Annotated in this window: 16 protein-coding genes; 8 read left to right on the forward strand and 8 right to left on the reverse strand. The window is 60.4% G+C overall.

The window, feature by feature from the left end:
* Positions 1-208 precede the first annotated feature (208 nt).
* The 6 genes from H290_RS0118700 to H290_RS0118725 all read left to right on the forward strand — a co-directional run bounded on the left by H290_RS0118700 (position 209) and on the right by H290_RS0118725 (position 6,111).
* Positions 209-1,000 carry an enoyl-CoA hydratase/isomerase family protein gene (locus H290_RS0118700; protein WP_020108355.1) on the forward strand — a complete coding sequence of 264 codons (792 nt, stop codon included), beginning with the start codon at positions 209-211 and terminating at the stop codon, positions 998-1,000.
* The gene (locus H290_RS0118705) at positions 997-2,622 is read left to right on the forward strand and encodes a class I adenylate-forming enzyme family protein (protein WP_081631636.1); all 1,626 of its coding nucleotides are present in this window, start codon (positions 997-999) and stop codon (positions 2,620-2,622) included. Before H290_RS0118700 ends, H290_RS0118705 begins: the two co-directional genes overlap by 4 nt.
* Positions 2,623-2,767: 145 nt before the next feature.
* On the forward strand, positions 2,768-3,766 hold the full coding sequence (locus H290_RS0118710; protein WP_231373747.1) for a hypothetical protein: 999 nt from the start codon (positions 2,768-2,770) through the stop codon (positions 3,764-3,766).
* Positions 3,767-3,933: 167 nt separating this feature from the next.
* On the forward strand, positions 3,934-4,812 hold the full coding sequence (locus tag H290_RS0118715; RefSeq protein ID WP_231373748.1) for a phosphotransferase family protein: 879 nt from the start codon (positions 3,934-3,936) through the stop codon (positions 4,810-4,812).
* 10 nt (positions 4,813-4,822) lie between these two features.
* Positions 4,823-5,251: a hypothetical protein gene (locus H290_RS0118720; RefSeq protein WP_020108359.1), complete on the forward strand. Its 429-nt coding sequence runs from the start codon at positions 4,823-4,825 to the stop codon at positions 5,249-5,251.
* Complete coding sequence (locus tag H290_RS0118725; RefSeq protein WP_020108360.1) at positions 5,248-6,111, forward strand: acyl-CoA thioesterase II; 864 nt, start codon at positions 5,248-5,250, stop codon at positions 6,109-6,111. Before H290_RS0118720 ends, H290_RS0118725 begins: the two co-directional genes overlap by 4 nt.
* A gap of 9 nt (positions 6,112-6,120) precedes the next feature.
* Here H290_RS0118725 and H290_RS0118730 read toward each other — a convergent pair whose 3' ends face one another.
* The 7 genes from H290_RS0118730 to H290_RS0118765 form a co-directional block, all read right to left on the reverse strand.
* Positions 6,121-6,978 carry an enoyl-CoA hydratase-related protein gene (locus tag H290_RS0118730; RefSeq protein WP_020108361.1) on the reverse strand — a complete coding sequence of 286 codons (858 nt, stop codon included), beginning with the start codon at positions 6,976-6,978 and terminating at the stop codon, positions 6,121-6,123.
* 6 nt (positions 6,979-6,984) lie between these two features.
* Positions 6,985-7,959: an acyl-CoA dehydrogenase family protein gene (locus H290_RS0118735; RefSeq protein ID WP_020108362.1), complete on the reverse strand. Its 975-nt coding sequence runs from the start codon at positions 7,957-7,959 to the stop codon at positions 6,985-6,987.
* Positions 7,959-9,137 (reverse strand): acyl-CoA dehydrogenase family protein, encoded by a 1,179-nt coding sequence (locus tag H290_RS0118740; protein ID WP_020108363.1) that lies wholly within the window; start codon positions 9,135-9,137, stop codon positions 7,959-7,961. Before H290_RS0118740 ends, H290_RS0118735 begins: the two co-directional genes overlap by 1 nt.
* Positions 9,137-10,342 (reverse strand): thiolase family protein, encoded by a 1,206-nt coding sequence (locus H290_RS0118745; RefSeq protein WP_020108364.1) that lies wholly within the window; start codon positions 10,340-10,342, stop codon positions 9,137-9,139. Before H290_RS0118745 ends, H290_RS0118740 begins: the two co-directional genes overlap by 1 nt.
* Complete coding sequence (locus H290_RS0118750; protein WP_020108365.1) at positions 10,342-10,737, reverse strand: Zn-ribbon domain-containing OB-fold protein; 396 nt, start codon at positions 10,735-10,737, stop codon at positions 10,342-10,344. The genes H290_RS0118745 and H290_RS0118750 overlap by 1 nt, the downstream gene beginning before the upstream one ends.
* 55 nt (positions 10,738-10,792) lie before the next feature.
* Positions 10,793-12,496 carry an FAD-dependent oxidoreductase gene (locus H290_RS0118755; protein WP_036519545.1) on the reverse strand — a complete coding sequence of 568 codons (1,704 nt, stop codon included), beginning with the start codon at positions 12,494-12,496 and terminating at the stop codon, positions 10,793-10,795.
* An 89-nt stretch (positions 12,497-12,585) separates the two neighbouring features.
* Positions 12,586-13,341: an SDR family NAD(P)-dependent oxidoreductase gene (locus H290_RS0118765; protein WP_020108367.1), complete on the reverse strand. Its 756-nt coding sequence runs from the start codon at positions 13,339-13,341 to the stop codon at positions 12,586-12,588.
* A gap of 116 nt (positions 13,342-13,457) precedes the next feature.
* Between H290_RS0118765 and H290_RS0118770 the strand changes: the two genes are divergently transcribed.
* The gene (locus tag H290_RS0118770) at positions 13,458-14,600 is read left to right on the forward strand and encodes an acetyl-CoA C-acyltransferase (RefSeq protein WP_028463374.1); all 1,143 of its coding nucleotides are present in this window, start codon (positions 13,458-13,460) and stop codon (positions 14,598-14,600) included.
* A 55-nt stretch (positions 14,601-14,655) separates the two neighbouring features.
* Here the strand turns inward: H290_RS0118770 and H290_RS0118775 are convergent, their stop codons facing one another.
* Positions 14,656-15,492, reverse strand: a complete 837-nt coding sequence (locus tag H290_RS0118775; RefSeq protein ID WP_020108369.1) for a MaoC/PaaZ C-terminal domain-containing protein — start codon at positions 15,490-15,492, stop codon at positions 14,656-14,658.
* A gap of 157 nt (positions 15,493-15,649) precedes the next feature.
* On the opposite strand from H290_RS0118775, the gene H290_RS0118780 reads away from it, so the two are divergent.
* Positions 15,650-16,840 carry a CaiB/BaiF CoA-transferase family protein gene (locus H290_RS0118780; RefSeq protein ID WP_020108370.1) on the forward strand — a complete coding sequence of 397 codons (1,191 nt, stop codon included), beginning with the start codon at positions 15,650-15,652 and terminating at the stop codon, positions 16,838-16,840.
* Positions 16,841-16,843 lie beyond the last annotated feature (3 nt).

Raw genomic sequence — 16,843 nt, forward strand, 5'->3', positions numbered from 1 at the left:
ACGCGGAAAAGTCTAGTCTCCGACAATGCTGGCTTCAGAGGATCGGTGTCAGACGGTCGCTCAAGATGCGCTTGGCGGAGTGGGTTGCCATCCGGTGGGTACCGGACCACAAAAATAACTCTACCCCTATACTAATTTCCAGCTTTCCGGCTATCGTGCAGAGAAGGTCTTGTCGAACCAACGCTGGTTCATATCGAAGGGTTGCCACGTGAAGGAATTTCAGGCACTTGAGGTCATCAGGAACGGCCAGGTGGCGGAGCTGCGCCTTTCCAGACCTGAAGTGCAGAATCGCTTCGATGACGTCATGTTCGGAGAACTCGCCGACGCCCTCGAACAGGTAGGTGCGGACCCCGATGTGCGCGCCGCCGTCCTGTCCTCCACGGGCAAACACTTCTCTGCCGGCGGCGATACCGAGACGATGCTCAACGCGAACAAAGACCTGCAGGTCCTGATGGCGCAGATCGACGATGGTCGCAGATTGTTCAAGACATTCGCGGACTTTTCCAAGCCTTTGATCGTTGCGCTGCATGGCCACGTATTCGGAGTCGCGACGAGCCTCGTCCTCACCGGTGACGCGGTGGTTTCGACTGCAGGCGTGCGAATTTCGGATCCACATGTGCACCTGGGCCTCGTTGCCGGTGACGGTGGCTGCGTAACATGGCCAACCAATCTGCCGCTGATCAGAGCGAAGCGTCATCTGCTCTGGGGTGAGCCGATCCTCGCCGAAGATGCATATCAACTCGGGATGGTCACAGATTTGGTTGCGGGGCCGGATGAAGTGCGAGCCAAAGCCCTTGAACTGGCCGACCGCGTAGCCGAGTTGCCGCCCGTAGCGGTGCAACTGACAAAACGTGCTCTCAACAAGGTTCTGGCTGCACGAATGGACGAAGTCTTCGATACAGCCTTCTATCTCGAGGCGATCAGTGCTTCCACCAGCGACCTGAGGGAAGCCGTCGCGGCGTTCACCGAGAAGCGTCCCGGCGTTTGGACAGGCCGATGAAAACTGACGAGAGGGGTGTCGGAGTGCTGTCACAGGTCTGGGGCAGAGAAGTGGAACCCGCCGAGTATGCGGGCCACGAAGGATTTGTCCTCAATCCACACCCGCGGTCACTCGGTGCTCTGCTAACCGGTGTCGAACGGTTTGCCGAGCGCGAGTATCTCGTACAGGGCGATCAGCGAGTAACCGTCGGAGCATTCTTCGATGCGATTGGACCCGGACTGGCAAAGCTCAAGGATCGTGGGGTCAACGCCGGCGACAATGTGCTGCTGATCGGCTATAACAGTCCAAGTTGGGTTGCTGCGCTCTGGTCGATCTGGGCTGCGGGAGCCGTCCCGGTACTCGGGAACCGTTGGTGGAGTGAAAACGAGATCCTGCACGCGGTCGATGTAACCGCTCCGGCCCTGGTCATTACCGACCTGCCGGAGGCCATGAGGTCAGCACTGAACGATCCGCTTCCGCTCGACGCCTTCGTTTTCCAGGGAGTTGCCGACCGAACCCAGATCGCGAGTATCTGCGCGTCCCTTCCCGTGCCGGAGGAAGACTCGCCGGGACTGGTGATCTTCACCTCTGGGAGTTCGGGTGCGCCGAAAGGTGTTCTGCTGTCGCATCGCTCGGTGATCGCAAACCAGCAGAACCTTCTGATGCGGTCGGGACGGTTGCCCACAGATGGCGATGACGGAAATGCACCGGCTTCTGTGACCCTGGTATGCACGCCCCTTTTTCACATCGGTGGGATCTCGAACTTGCTGACCAACCTCATCACGGGCGGAAAGCTGGTTCTGAACAAGGGACGCTTCGATTCCGGGCAAGTGCTCGACTTGATCGAGGCCGAAAAGGTGCAGAGTTTCGGGGGTGTGCCCACGATGGCGATTCGTGTGCTCGAGGATCCGAGTTTCGAAACGAAGGATTTGTCAAGCCTGCGATCGTGGCCGCTCGGCGGTGCGCCAGTGCCCTCCACCCTGCTCGCCCTATTGCAACGTAAAGTCCCACAGCTGGCGGCGCGAGGGCTCGGAAACACCTGGGGGATGAGCGAATCCGGGGGATTCCTCACGGTCGCGGGTAATCGCGCGCTTGAAGAACGTCCGGGAACCGTCGGCCGACCCTACCCGGTTGTCGAGATCAAGATCGACGCCGATCAGGAAGGTGAGACCGGCGAAATCCTGGTTCGAAGTCCCACTGTGATGCTTGGCTACCTCGGGATCGAGGGGGCCGTCACCGCGGAGGGCTGGCTGCACACCGGCGACCTCGGGCATCTCGACGCTGATGGGTACCTGTACCTCGATGGCAGAAGTAAGGACATCGTCATCCGCGGCGGTGAGAACATTTCCTGTGCGCATGTCGAGATCATGTTGGCAGAGCATGAATCCGTAGTTGAAGTCGCGGTATTCGGTGTCCCGCACTCAGATCTGGGTGAAGAAGTGGCGGCAGTGATTGTCTACCGCGGTCAGCTTCCGCCGGAGCCTGAAGACCTCAAGACCTTCCTGAAAGGACGGTTGGCGTACTTCGAAGTCCCGACGCGATGGCAGATCCAGCAGGAGCGACTGCCTACGCTTGCCGGCGAAAAGACAGATAAGAAAACATTGCGAGCGGCATTCGCCGACGCACCAGCAGATACGAAGTGAGGTCGACGACGTGGTCTTCCTGAGTCCGTCAGACGAATACTTTTCACACCAGATCTCGCAGCCACACGCCTTGGTCGGATCCAGCGACCCGAGTTGGCGGGAAAGGTATTGGCTGAGTTTACAAGACACCGTCGCGAAGGACACGGTGCTGAGCCTTGGTATCGGGCAGTACCCCAACCAGGACACCCAGGAAGCGTTTGTCGTTCACTCGAAGTCGGGTGAGCAACGCAATATGCGCATGGCACGTTCGCTGGGGCGTCGGCGCGACGAGATGGCGGTGGGTCCTCTCAGGATCGAGATAGTCGAGCCAATGAAGGACGTTCGATTCATCCTGTCTGACAATCCTTCCGGCGTCGAGTTCGACTTCCACTGGAAGAGTGACCTCGAACCCATTCTCGAGGGCCGTCATTTTCAGGTCAGTCGAACGCGGGTGACCTACGATGCAATCCGCTATGTGCAATTGGGTCGCATCGAGGGTCAGCTGAGCGTCGATGGCAGCACAACCACATTGACCCCGGACCGGTGGTGGGGCGAACGCGACCACTCGTGGGGGACTCGAACGCTGCCCAGCACACAGGGGACTCCGCCGGGAATTCGACCGGAGTGGCGGATGCTGATGTTCTGTCCGATTCAGTTCGAAGACTTCGGAGTCCACTTCTACCTGTATGAAGCCGAACCCGGACGACCACTGCATCTGTCAGCGGCGTTCTCTCGGCGCGCAGGCGCGCCAGACGAAGAGGATCTCATCGTCCACATCGATCATGATCTGGTCTGGGATAGCTCGGCCGCTGCACCGACACTTCGTAGCGGAATCATCACTCTGGCGCTGCACAGCGGCGAGAAGATGGAGTTCAAAATCACTGCACAGGAAGGTCGTGCGCATTTGCGCGGTGGGGGATACGAAGGATGGAACGGTTGGTTCCAAGGGCATTGGAAGGGCGAGGACTCCTTCGAACATGACACGTGGGACCTCACCGACCGCAGCCAGATCTACCGCTATGCGAAGGCTGGCAGTGACCACATGATCGAGGTTGAGTACGCCGGACAAACCGGATTCGGAATCATGGAGTACATGGTGTTGCCGGGCTATGCGCGCTACCAAGAAGCGATTCCGGCCAAGCCTGGCTCGGGAGTGAACCAATGAACTCAACCCTGGCGAACGAGACGGACACCGTCGCGGCTGCGCTCCGAGAGTTCCTTGCAAAGCGCCTTGGGCCAGGCGCCGATCCCTTGATCAACGGAATCCATAGGACGGGTCTCGGGAGCTCGCGAGAGAACTGGCCTTTCGATGCCACCTGGACCATTGACGGAGTGACACAACAGCATCAACTGCTGCTGCGCCGCGACCCACCCGCCGCAGTGGTCGAGACGGGTCGCGCAATGGAGTTCGAACTCCTGCGGCGACTCGAGACGTTTGATGTCCCGACCCCCACGGTGTTGTGGCTCGACGACCAAGGCAGTGAACTGGCACGTCCTTCGATGGTCGTGAAGCGCTACGCCGGCCGCGCCCACCGCGCGATTCTGCGACATGCCGATCCTCTTGACCTCGGTATTGAACGGCGGGAGTTGCTTGCTCGTGAGATCTGCACAACGCTGACAGACCTCCACAACATCGATACTGAAGCGGCCGGGTTTCGAGGAATACTCCACCATCCGGGGCCGAACCCCGCGGCTTACGAGCTCGGTCACTGGCGGTCGGAGTTGGAGCGCTGCCAGCTTGAACCGCAACCTGCACTTCAGGCTGCAGCGGAGTGGCTTCGTGACTCACTGCCGCGCCCAGTTGATCGTCTCGTCGTGGTCCACGGCGACTTTCGGCCTGCGAACCTCCTCATTCGTGAGGGTCGGGTCGAAGTACTTCTCGATTGGGAGTTGGCGCACCTGGGTGATCCACTTGACGATCTGGGTTGGTATACGGCGCCGCTGTACCAAAAAGAACACTTCATCAAAGGATTCTGGGAGCAGAAGGATTTCCTCGAGCTCTACACCGCACGGACCGGCATCGAAGTCGATCCGCACGCCCTCAGATTCTGGCAGGTCATGTCCACGTTTCGGCTGGCCGTCATGGCACTGGCAGGTGTGAAGAACTTCTGCACCAGAGACAGCGACCGCCCAGCTGCCCCTGCGCGAGTCGTCATCAATCGGGTGCTGGAAGCCGTGATAGAAGCACAAGGAGCTCGTGATGCGACCTAGTCCTGCAGACGTGATCACCGGTGTTCGTCGGATCTTGAAAGAGGTTGTCGGACCGGAAGTGGCGTCGGAGTACGCCCTCAGCCGCCTCGAGGAAGTGAGAGCTGTACTCGCTCAAATAGATTGGAACGACGCAGCGCTGCGCCTTCGCAACGATGTGCTCATACAGCGTCAACTTCTGGCGGACATCGATGGCTGGAGATCGGCGTCACGAGATCGTGTCGAGCACTTCGCGGGTGTCGCCTCTTCGCCGGCTGTGAATACGGATATTCCGGTGACCTACGCCGAATTGGATGAACTTTATCGGAGTGAGGCGGCAACGCTGGTTGAGATGAACCGCTCCCTTGCGATATGGACCCGTGCGCACCCCGACGATGTGTCGGCACGAGAACTGCGTTCGACCATATTGACAGCACTCGCGGGTGAGCCCGCGTCCCGATGATCGCCGATCTCACAACCCTATTGGGTCTACTTGAACTGGAATCTGCCGGTCCAGACCACTTCGTAGGATCGCACCCTCCCGAGGCATCGACGCACGTTTTTGGTGGTCAGATTGCGGCGCAGGCGCTGGTCGCCGCCGGCAGAACGGTCGAGGATAGGGTGCCGAACAGTCTGCACAGCTATTTCTTGCGGGCGGGCGACACGGACAGTCCAACCGAGTACCGAGTCCGTCGAGTTCGTGACGGTGGAGCTTTTGCCAATCGGCAGGTGACGGCCGAGCAAGGTGGCGCGGTTATATACGAGGCGATGATTTCTTTCTGCGTGCAACGGCAAGGTCCGGACTTCCATCGACCGATGCCTGATGTGTGCGGCCCCGATTCGCTTCGGCGAATCGAAGAGATTTTGGAACCGTACGCCGCCGAGCAAGACGGCTGGTGGGTCCGACCGAGAGCCTTCGACATGCGTTACGTCAACGCACCGCCCAGGTTGGCCTTGGACGATCCCAAACCGCAGAAACCGGTAAACCAGATATGGATGCGCGCAGGTCGTGACTTCATGTCGGCTCCGGCACTCAACGCTGCGCTGATCACATATCTGACCGACATGACGCTGTTGGATTCGGTGATGCGCGTCGACCGGCGGACTAGCAGAGGGCCGGGAAGGGTTGCCTCACTGGATCATTCGATCTGGTTCCAGAGGCCTGCGGACTTCTCGGATTGGTTGCTGTATGACCAGAGTTCACCCAGCGCTGTCGATGGCAGAGGGATGGCCGCCGGATACATCTACAATAGATCCGGCGACCTGGTGTGCATTGTGATGCAGGAGGGGTACCTCGGCAGCGTGCAAACAACCACGTCCTAAAGCTGGCGATCACAGCTCGAACGGGGGCTCCGTCCAGAAGTGGGCGAACTCATCCAGATCCTTGCTGGGCCGGGAGTTGAACTGCGCCGGACGGTGTTCCAGAAACGCTTTGATTCCTTCTTTGGAATCGGGTTTCCGCGCCAGCGACCGGATCAATTCGGTCTCGACGCGATGGGCCTCCATCGGATGCGACTGGGTCAAGCCGTTCCACATCTGCCGACGTGTTGCCGACACCGAAAGTGGGGAGGACTGCGAGGTGAGTTCGGCCGCAACACGATACGCCTCATCAAGGAGTTGATCGGCCGGGTGCACAGATGTGAGCAACCCTCCATTCAAGGCCTCATCGGAGTCGAGAATACGTCCACTCATGGTCCACTGCATCGCACGTGAAATACCGACGATACGCGGCAAGAACCATGTCGAACACGCTTCCGGAACGATACCGCGACGGCTGAAGACAAAGCCGAATCGCGCATTCTCCGACGCGATCCGAACATCCATCGGCAACAGCATCGTTGCGCCCAGACCGGCTGCGACGCCATTGACCGCGCCGATGACCGGTTTAGTGCAGCTGTAAATGCGCAAGGCGAGAACCCCACCGAAGTCTCGGTGCGTTTCTCTGACCATGTCGGCGTCCGCCGGTTTGACCAGACTGCCTGTTGAGAGATCGGCGCCGGCACAGAACGAGTCCCCTGATCCGGTGAATACGACAGCTTTGATCGAGTCGTCCGCGTCGGCCTGATCGAGTTGCGCACAGAGGTGTTTGACCATCGGTGGCCCGATGGTGTTTTTGCTTTCTGGACGGTCGAAGCGAATGGTCAGGATTCCTGAATCCGTCAAGGAGGTGATGCTCTCGTGGGTCGTCACGACTCGTCAGATCGCCGAAAGCGCTGGCATGGCTCCGGCTTTGAACGTCGCCCCCAACTCCGAGCGAGCCTCAGCCGACGATCCGAGCAGTCGCTCGAGGATCAATCCTCGACGGAGAAAGGTGTGAAACGGGTGTTCCCAAGTGAAGCCCATGCCGCCGAGGTACTGCTGGCAGTTCTCCGCGGCGCTCCGGAAGAATCGACCCGCCAATGACGAGGCGACGAGTGCTGCTTCGATGCCGGGATTTTCCGGTGCCGCATCGGCGGACAGGTCTGCGCACTCCTGCCACGCTCTTGTGTCCGCAAGACCCTGTTTGACTGCTTGAAATGATCCGAGCGCACGACCGAACTGATTGCGTGAGGACACGTGTTCGACGGCGAGCTCCAACATTCGGGCACCGAGTGCATTGAGCTCCAGGGAGATTGCCAGCATGCTGTGCGCCCGAATGCTCAGCCACTGCCTCTGGGCCTCTTCGCCGGTGGAAACGACAGTGCAATCGGCGGTGCCGACAACACGGAACCAACCCGAGTCAGGGTCGATTCCAGCAGCATTGGTCGACAGTGCGTCAGTGTCAGCGATCTCCACCAGTGCCAAAGCTCCGTCCAGCACCGCCGGCGTGATCAGTGAACCCGATGGGATCGGACCGAAGTTCGCGGTACCGCGTACCTCGATAAGGTTTCCGCCGGGACTCACTGTGCTGGTCGGTTGGTCGGACCCCAGGGCTGGATAGAGGAGATGTGTCGTCGTGCGCTCCGACTGTGGGACGCCCGACACCGCCAGTGCAAGGCGGTCCACGAACGAGGCGTTCGGTAGAAGTTTGCCCTGTAATGGTGCAATGATGCGGATCGCATCAACAGGTTCGTCGGCGCAGAGGTCATCCCAGCCGAAACTATGAAGTGCTTCTTGCCAACCGGCGGGTCCCGCAGCCGTAAGAATCTGGCCGACTGTGCCGGCCAACTCGGACCTCTCGCTGCTGTCCATCACTTCTCCCTGGGCAGGCCGAGGATGCGCTCGGCAATGATGTTGCGTTGAATTTCTTTGGCGCCGCCATAGATCGACGACGCGCGAGAGTACAGATAATCGTTGCGCCAGTCGGTGGACTCGTGGTCGTCAGCGAGTAGCAGTCGCTCCGGCATCGACTTGAGCGCGGCATCGAAGAGAAACTTCTCGGCCGTAGACATGACGTACTTGTCGAAAGAAGGGCGGACGCCTAGCTCTTCGCCAGCGGACAGGGCGCGCAAGGTTCGACGCGCGAGCAACCGTAGCGCGCTGATCAACTCGAAGGCTTCGCCGACTGCTTCGTCGGAAAGGTCCGGACTCTGGGCGACGAGTTGTTCCAGCTGCCAACGCATCCATGCTTGACGTTGCCAGGCGGCGGCGCCGCGCTCGCAGCCGAGTATGAACATCGACACACCCCAACCGCCGTTGACTTCTCCGATGACTCGCGCCTTCGGGACGACGACGTTGTCGAAGTGCAGACTGGAGAAGTCATCTTGCCCGGTGATGGCGCGCAGTGGGCTGCGAGTGATACCGGGCGTGTCCATGTCCACGAAGAACGCTGTGATTCCTCGATGGGCCGACTCCTGGGTACCCGTTCGAGCCAAAACGAAGCAGCGCGAGGCGTATTGGGCCCAACTCGTCCAGATCTTCTCGCCGGTGATGACCCAGTCATCACCCCGCTCGACTGCTTTGGTTCGCAACGAACCGAGGTCGCTACCGGCACCTGGCTCGGAGAATCCCTGGCACCAACTCTCCTGGCCGCGAAGAAGTCGGGGGACGAATTCGGTACGCAGTTCGGGCGAACCGTAGCGGGCCAATGCCGGACCCATCACCTCTTGGGTCGCGAATGAAAACGGGGTCGGATAGCCGGCCAAGACCAACTCTTCACCGACAAGTGCTCGATGCGCGACAACGCCACCGATCCCACCGACATCCGCGGGCCATCCGAGCCGAACCCAGCCGGCATCGTAGAGAAGCCGCTGGAGTGCTGCGCCGTGTCCACTGAAGATCTCGTCAACGTCTGTCGGCAGAGTCCGGAAGCGCTCGAGTTCGGCGGCGTGATCGGTCATCCACTGGCGGAAGACTTCGCGCATTTCGTCGATCGAGAGATCAGGGTCGGATACCGCCAGCGTCGCATTGGTGGTGCCTACAGATGACATCAGGACGCCCTGGCCTCGAGGACATGGACCGCGCAGGCCGACGCAAGTCCGATGACATGGGTCAAACCTACTCGGGCCCCCGAGATCTGACGATCGCCCGCTTCACCGCGGAGGTGGGTGGCGACCTCGTAGATATTGGCGATTCCGGTTGCACCCAGCGGATGGCCTTTCGACAGCAACCCTCCCGAAACGTTCACGGGTGTCGTGCCGTCGCGCCAGGGTGCACCGGAATCGAGGAAGTCGCCGGCGCCACCGGGTTCACACAGCCGCAGGTTGTCATAGTGGAGCAGTTCGGCCGTGGCGAAACAGTCATGTAACTCGACCAGGTCGAGGTCGGCCGGTCCGACTCCGGCTTCCGCATAGGCAGCGTCGGCTGCTTGCCGTGTCAAAGTGCTGACGTCGGGTTGTACCTGACCGCCCTCGACCCAGGGATCGGATGTCAAAACCGAAGCAGAAATCTTGACCGCTCGGCGTCGAACGTCCGGGTCCATTCGGGCGAGCCTGGCGTCGGAAACCACAACGATTGCTGCAGCACCATCGGTGTTAGGGCAACACATCGGCAATGTGTTCGGATACGCGATAACATCGGACGCTAGAACCTCCTCAAGTGAGAACTTCTTGCGATAGTGCGCAAGGGGATTCAGGACCGAATGCTCGTGGTTCTTCACGGCGACTTTGGCGAAGTGTTCGGCCGTTACACCGTTGGCGAGTGCATATTCGGTGCCAGCCTGTGCGAAGACTCCTGGCATGATGCCGGTCCCCAGCACCCCCTCCGTCTTCAGCACCGAACCGTAACGACCGGATGGCCTGTACACCTTCCGAGCATCACGCTTCTTGGCTGCGCCGCCGATGAGTCCCATCTTGCCCATCTTTTCGACCCCGACGGCGAGTCCGATATCTGACTCGCCGGCCTTGATCGACATGATCGCAACCCGGGCAGCGGTCGCGCCGGTTGCACAGGCATTCACGACGTTGTACACGGGAATGCCCGTCTGGCCGATCTGCTTCTGGAGGCGCTGTCCATTGTGCGAGTTCGCTTCGTACACATTGCCCATGGCCAGGATGTTGACATCGCCGATGGCGATGGCGGCGTCGTTCAACGCGTCGAGTGCCGCGTCAGCCGCGAGGTCGATCAGATCGCGGTCCGGGAATCGGCCGAACGGCGTCATCGAAGCGCCGATGATCCAGATGTCACCACTGCTCATTATTTGTCCTCAATCTCGAAACCAAATGCGACGGCATCGGTTTCATCGTCGTCGGTTCCGGCCACGAAGGTCTGCAGTCGCACAGGTAGCCCAGGCCTGATGTCTTCCAGCGTCGCATCGAGCAGGTTCGCCTTCACCACACCGCCGCCATCGAGGTCGACGACCGCGGAGATGTACGGCACTTTTACGGCCGGACCGGCTCTGTGCACTTGGGTGTATGCGCGCAAGGTGCCAGTTGTCCCAAGAGCCTTGCGGGCGAAATCGGTTCTGCCGCAGTGCGCACAGGCATTCCGTCGGTCGAAGTACAGGGCGTCACAAGACGTGCACTGATGCGCGCTGAGATGTGGAACTTCGTCGAGTACCAAGTAGTCGACTACCGGTATCTGATTCGCCATGGGTGTGGATCCGATCTGTACGGGACTCTGACTTACCACAAAACTCTAACACGAATTAGTCGCGTACTAGACTACTTTGCGGCGTTGCTGACGCCCGCAGTGCCTGTCGTATATCGAATTCGCGAATGAACTTCACCCGCGGACGACCTGCTGCCCTGCCGGCCGAGCGTTCGGCCTTGTCGATTTGGTTCCAGTCGGACATGACCAAATGGTCAGGCGCTCGGTCAGCCAGCATTTTGTCGAGCGACTCCTGGTCCCTGGCCGGCGCCGCCAGTCGACCCTCAGCGTGGTCGGCGAGGAGGAGTTCCACCGTGTCGCCGGCGCACTTGCGGTTTGTCCCGATGACACCGTTGGCTCCGCGTTTGATCCAGCCGACCGTGTAGACGCCGGTGAGCACTTCGGCGGGATCGGAATCGACAACTCGACCGTCGACATTGGGAATGACGCCTCGACTTTCGTCGAACGGTACCCCTTTGAGCGGACGGCCTTTGAATCCGATCGACCTCAGTACCAAGCCAGCTGCTAGGTCGTCCGATTCGGTCGTCAGTTCAGCATGGGTTGCACCATCGGGGCCGACACTGATTTTGGTGTGGCTCAGTCGGATGCCTTCGACCTTTTCGGTGCCGAGTATCGCCGCCGGTGCGCTGAGGTATCGAAGGACGATGCTGGTCTCTTCGGATCCGGGACGATCTGAGATATCCTGGGCCAATTGAACTTTGAGTCTAATATGAGGCTCGGTAGCGGTGGACTGGAGGACGGCATCCACGTGGTCGTCGACGATGCTGTCGGCGTCGACGCGGACATTGATGTCGGGGTGTTGGATAAGGGCAAGCAGTTCAGGATTTGTGTAGGCCGCCTGTGCGCGGCCGCGACGCCCTACGATCACAACTTCGCGGATGTTGCTTTGTCGCAGGGTGGCCAGGGCGTGTTCGGCGATGTCGGTCCGAGTCTCCAACTGACCTTTGTCGGACAACAGGATTCGCGCGACATCCAGGGCCACGTTGCCGTTGCCGACAACGACGGCTCGCTCGCTCGAGAGGTCGAACTCGCGATCGGCGTAGTCGGGCTGTCCGTTATACCAGCCGACGAACTCCGTGGCGGAGTAGCTCCCGGGCAAGTCCTCGCCGGGGACCTGCATGCGCCTGTCGCCCGATGCTCCCACTGCGTAGATCACCGCGTGGTAGTGAGCCAGAATCTCATTGTGACTGATGGTCTCACCAACTTCGACTCCCAGTTTGACCTGGAGGGCCTTCCGGCCCGCGGTGGATTTGAAGACGTCGGTCACGGATTTGGTCGTCTGATGATCCGGAGCAACACCCGCCCGGACAAGTCCGTAGGGAGTTAACAGGCGATCAAACATCGTGACTTCGACACCTTTGTGGTCGGTCAGCTCTCTGGCTGCATAGAAGGCGGAGGGCCCGGTTCCGACGATCGCCACCCGAAGTCCCGCATGATCGAACTTTTTGTGGGTAGCGCGGGTGACAGGATCGTCCTCTGCAATGGGATGGCGATCGAAGTAGGCGGCGTTGATCGCCAAATAGGGCTCGTCATTGGCGTCCAGCTCGTAGTCGGGTTTGATTGCCTCCACGGGACATGCGTCGACGCATGCACCGCAGTCGATGCATGTCGTTGGATCGATGTGCAACATCTCCGCGCGCATGAACGCCGGCTCGCCCGGTTTCGGATGGATGCAGTCCACCGGGCACACGTCGACGCATGACGCCTCGTTGCAGCAGGACTGAAGGATCACGAAAGTCATGCGAGCCTGCTTTCATGCTCGGATATTGAATAGGTTGCCATCAAGTTTAGTCCAGTCTTAGAGTTGTTTGGCCGGTTCCGATGATCTCGTCAGGGTCGGGTGTGGACACGCAAGCCGCCGTCTACGACTACGGTCGTTCCGGTGATGTAGTCCGCGCGAGAAGAGAGGAGAAAGGCGCACACCCCAGAGACTTCGTGCGGCATACCAAGCCGCCGGGCCGGGATGTGCTTCGTGACAACGGCGAGATCGGCGGGGTTCGGCTGAGCCCGGCGCATTGCTTCGGTATCTACCGACCCAGGTGCAATGGCATTGACCTGGATATTGTGCCTCGCCCATTCGTCGGCGATCGCTTCCGTGAAGCGTAACAGTGCGCCTTTGGTTGCCGAGTACAGTGACATGCCGCGTCGTCCGGTGATTCCGGTCAACGACGCGACGTTCACGACCTTTCCGTGTCCCTGTTCGGCGAAGCGAACACCTGCCGACTGGGTCAGCAGCATTGGTGCGGTGACGTTTACCCGAAACACGTGATCCCACTCCGTCAGCGTCTGCTCATGTAGTCGAGTGTTGGGGGCCTGAGCCGCGTTGTTGACCACCGCATCGAGTCTGCCGAAACGGTCGATTGCGTAATCGGGAATGGCGGCGATCCTGTCGAGATCGGAAATGTCGCACGCCAACGTGGCGACTTTCTCTGGCCAGGCACTCGCCAAGGTTGCTAGAGCGGACGTGTCCCTGCCCACGGCGACCACCATCATTCCTTCGGAAGCGAGTGATGCTGCGATCGATCGACCGAGCCCGTGACTGGCTCCGGTGACGATCACAACGTGACCCTCGAGCTGCAGATCCATAGTCGCGATGCCAATCGTTCGGTGCGCCGGGAGGCACCCCTGGACGCAGTACTCTAATGATCTAGTATCTATTCATAGAGTACATAACACATATGTCTCGCGATGGGAGTTTACGAATGCGTGATGCAGTAATAGTCGAAGCGGTGCGCACCGGGGTTGCACGTCGAAACGGAAGTCTCGCCGGTCTTCACCCGGTCGATGTGTCGGCACTGGTCCTGCAGGCTTTGGTCGGTCGCGCGGGTCTCGAACCGGCCGTGGTCGATGACGTTGTATGGGGGTGTGTGAGCCAGATCGGAGACCAGGGCGGAAATCTCGGGCGAAATGCGGTGCTGGCGGCTGGCTGGCCGGAATCGGTGCCCGCCACCACCGTCGACAGACAGTGCGGATCGAGCCAGCAGGCTGTGCATTTTGCTGCCGCCGGCGTGGTGTCCGGTCAGTACGACGTTGCGGTCGCCGGCGGGGCAGAGTCGATGACGCGCGTGCCGATGGGTTCGCCGGTCACCTCGGGGCACGGTTTTCCGATGTCGGACCGGCTGTCTGCGCGGTACCAAGCAGCCTTTAATCAGGGTATCGGTGCTGAAATGATCGCTGAGAATTGGGGTTTGACCAGGACCCAGCTGGACGAGTACGCCCTTGAATCGCACGAGCGTGCGGCGGCCGCACGGGACGATGGTGCCTCTGTATCGCAGATCGTGTCGGTGGACGGAGCGACGCAGTTCAATGTTGACGAGTGCATCCGCGTCGGCACCACGATGGAGAAGATGTCGCAGTTGAAGTCGGCGTTCAAGGACGACGGCTTGATCACGGCGGGCAACTCGTCACAGATTGCAGACGGCGCGGGAGCGCTCCTGGTGACGACGAGCGAGAAGGCGGCGGAACTGGGGCTGACTCCGATTGTTCGAGTCCATACTTCAGTCGTTGTAGGTAGTGACCCCGTGATGATGTTGACCGGACCTATCCCGGCCACTGCGAAAGTGCTTGCGAAATCCGGACTTCAGCTCAGCGACATCGGGGCCTTCGAGGTCAATGAAGCGTTCGCATCGGTTCCCCTGGCCTGGATGGCGGAGACCGGCGCCGATCCCAAGCTCGTCAACCCGCTCGGTGGTGCGATCGCGGTTGGTCATCCGCTCGGTGGTTCCGGAGCTGTACTGATGACAAGATTGATCAATCACATGCGGGACAATGGTATTCGCTACGGAATGCAGACGATGTGTGAGGGTGGCGGGATGGCGAACGCCACGATCCTCGAACTGCTCTGAAGTCGGGCCGCGGGGGGCCGTCATGGTGGAAATGACGGCATCACCCCCGCGGTCTTCAGCTGATCTCGGCAGAACCGGTCAGCACGGTGATGCCACCATCGATGCGGGTCCGGAACTCAACAGTTCCGCCCTCGACTGGCCACGTGTCCACATACAATGTGTCGCCCGGCATTACCGGATGGGCGAAACGCCCTGCAAAGGAACGAATTCGGGATGGATCCCCACCCACTACGGCACTGAGGACTGCTCGTCCGGTGACGCCATAGGTGCAGAGGCCGTGCAGAATCGGCCGCTCGAACCCGGCCTTCTCCGCGAACCATGGGTCCGAGTGAAGCGGGTTCCGATCGCCCGAGAGTCGGTACAGCAATGCTTGATCAGGAGTGGTTACGCACGTTGTCGTCTCATCCGGATCGCCGAGTTCTGCGGCCGGCTTTCGTTCCGGCCCGCGTTCACCACCGAATCCGCCGGCTCCCTTGATGTACACCGAGGACCGGGAGGTGAAGAGGTCCTTTCCACTCGCATGATCTGTTGCGGTCGTTTCGGTGACGATGACAGCAGCCTTGCCCTTGTCCCACACGTTCGCGATCTTGGTGACCGCTGTTGCCGAGCCCTCGACCGGCAGCGGACCGAAGAGATCTACGCCCTGCTCGGCGTGAACGAGGCGGGTCCAGTCGATCGTTCCCAGCTCGGCCATCACACTGAAATCGACTCCCAGTGTGACTGCCATCGTTGGATACGCGACCTGCTGCACGTTCCGGGAGTTCTCTGTTGTGAAGGCGAGATCGTCCGTGCCGGCGCCGATTCCTAGCGCATAGAGTATGCAGTCCTTCGAGTCCCAGCTGATCGTGGTGGGTTCGGATGTGGCTCCGACGGCGGAGAGATCAAACGTCATCGTGGTGACTCCTCGAGAGATGCATGCATGCCCATGTAGGCGTTTCGAATGCTAATTTACTCTTAACATCTATCATATAGCTAACGACCAAATTTTGATATCCGTCGGAGCGCTGCGATTTGCTCGCCCGACCAAGTCACAGAATCTAGGAGATGCAATGGGGCCACTCAGCGGCTTGCGTGTGTTGGAGATCGCCAGCGCGGCACCCGCGCCATTCGCGTGCATGATGCTCGCAGACATGGGTGCGGACGTTCTGCGCATCGATCGGCCGAACAAGAAGGTCGCCGTAGAGGGCTATCCCGATCCGGCGCTCGACCCGCTGGGTCGCGGGCGTCAGTCGATCGCAGTCGATCTGAAGTCGCAGGCGGGTCGAGACCTTGTCTTGAGCCTGTGTGACCCGGCAGATGTTGTGGTCGAGGGGTTTCGGCCCGGCGTAATGGAGCGGCTGGGCCTCGATCCCGAGGTTTTGATCGGGCGCAACCCCCGCCTGATCATCGGCCGCATGACAGGCTGGGGCCAAACCGGCCCCTTGGCCGAGCGGGCCGGGCATGACATCAACTACGTCGCGGTGGCGGGGGCGCTCCATTCGACTGGGCGGATCGATTCACCGCCGTCGCCGGCACTGAATCTGGTCGGTGACTTCGGTGGCGGGGGAATGCTGCTGACTGTCGGAATCCTCTCGGCACTCGTCGAGCGCAGCCATTCCGGACACGGCCAAATAGTTGATGCCGCGATGATTGATGGTGCCTCGCTGCTCATGGCGTCGGTTCGCGGAATGCGGGACGCGGGTAGCTGGAATGACGCTCGGAGCAGCAACCTGCTCGATGGTGGCGCGCCGTTCTACGACACTTACGAGACCGCCGACGGCAAGTACATGAGTGTAGGCGCATTGGAACCGCAGTTTTACAAGCTTTTGCTCCAAGGGCTCGGCATCGAAGCCTCCGAATTTCCGCGTCGGATGGACCCCAAGTCGTGGCCCGAGCAGAGAACCCGCTTCGCGATCGAGTTCGCGAAGAGAAGCCGCGATGAGTGGTCACGGATCTTCGATGGGACCGACGCATGTGTGTTCCCCGTGCTCGAGATGGCAGAAGTACCTGATCACCAGCAGGTCTCAGCCAGAGCGGGATTCGCCGATGTGGCAGGCCAAGATCAACCCGCACCCGCACCGCGATTCTCTCGCACCCCATCCGCGATCTCAGGTCCATCACCGCGTCCGGGAGTGCACGACGCTTCCTCGCTCGGAGAATGGGGACTCGACGAAACGACCCTGCAAGGCCTGGCCGATTCCGGAGTGATCTGGAGGCCGGATCACCTGACCTCCGCCGGCACCCGTGAGGCCGCCGTGTAGGCC

This window comes from Nocardia sp. 348MFTsu5.1, from assembly GCF_000383535.1.
GTDB classification, from domain to species: domain Bacteria; phylum Actinomycetota; class Actinomycetes; order Mycobacteriales; family Mycobacteriaceae; genus Williamsia; species Williamsia faeni.

Coding starts and splice junctions, on each gene's coding strand:
- H290_RS0118705 (WP_081631636.1), top strand. CDS start 997: ATGAAAACTGACGAGAGGGGTGTCGGAGTGCTGTCACAGGTCTGGGGC.
- H290_RS0118725 (WP_020108360.1), top strand. CDS start 5,248: ATGATCGCCGATCTCACAACCCTATTGGGTCTACTTGAACTGGAATCT.
- H290_RS0118735 (WP_020108362.1), bottom strand. CDS start 7,959: ATGGACAGCAGCGAGAGGTCCGAGTTGGCCGGCACAGTCGGCCAGATT.
- H290_RS0118740 (WP_020108363.1), bottom strand. CDS start 9,137: ATGTCATCTGTAGGCACCACCAATGCGACGCTGGCGGTATCCGACCCT.
- H290_RS0118745 (WP_020108364.1), bottom strand. CDS start 10,342: ATGAGCAGTGGTGACATCTGGATCATCGGCGCTTCGATGACGCCGTTC.
- H290_RS0118750 (WP_020108365.1), bottom strand. CDS start 10,737: ATGGCGAATCAGATACCGGTAGTCGACTACTTGGTACTCGACGAAGTT.
- H290_RS0118755 (WP_036519545.1), bottom strand. CDS start 12,496: ATGACTTTCGTGATCCTTCAGTCCTGCTGCAACGAGGCGTCATGCGTC.
- H290_RS0118765 (WP_020108367.1), bottom strand. CDS start 13,341: ATGGATCTGCAGCTCGAGGGTCACGTTGTGATCGTCACCGGAGCCAGT.
- H290_RS0118770 (WP_028463374.1), top strand. CDS start 13,458: ATGCGTGATGCAGTAATAGTCGAAGCGGTGCGCACCGGGGTTGCACGT.
- H290_RS0118775 (WP_020108369.1), bottom strand. CDS start 15,492: ATGACGTTTGATCTCTCCGCCGTCGGAGCCACATCCGAACCCACCACG.
- H290_RS0118780 (WP_020108370.1), top strand. CDS start 15,650: ATGGGGCCACTCAGCGGCTTGCGTGTGTTGGAGATCGCCAGCGCGGCA.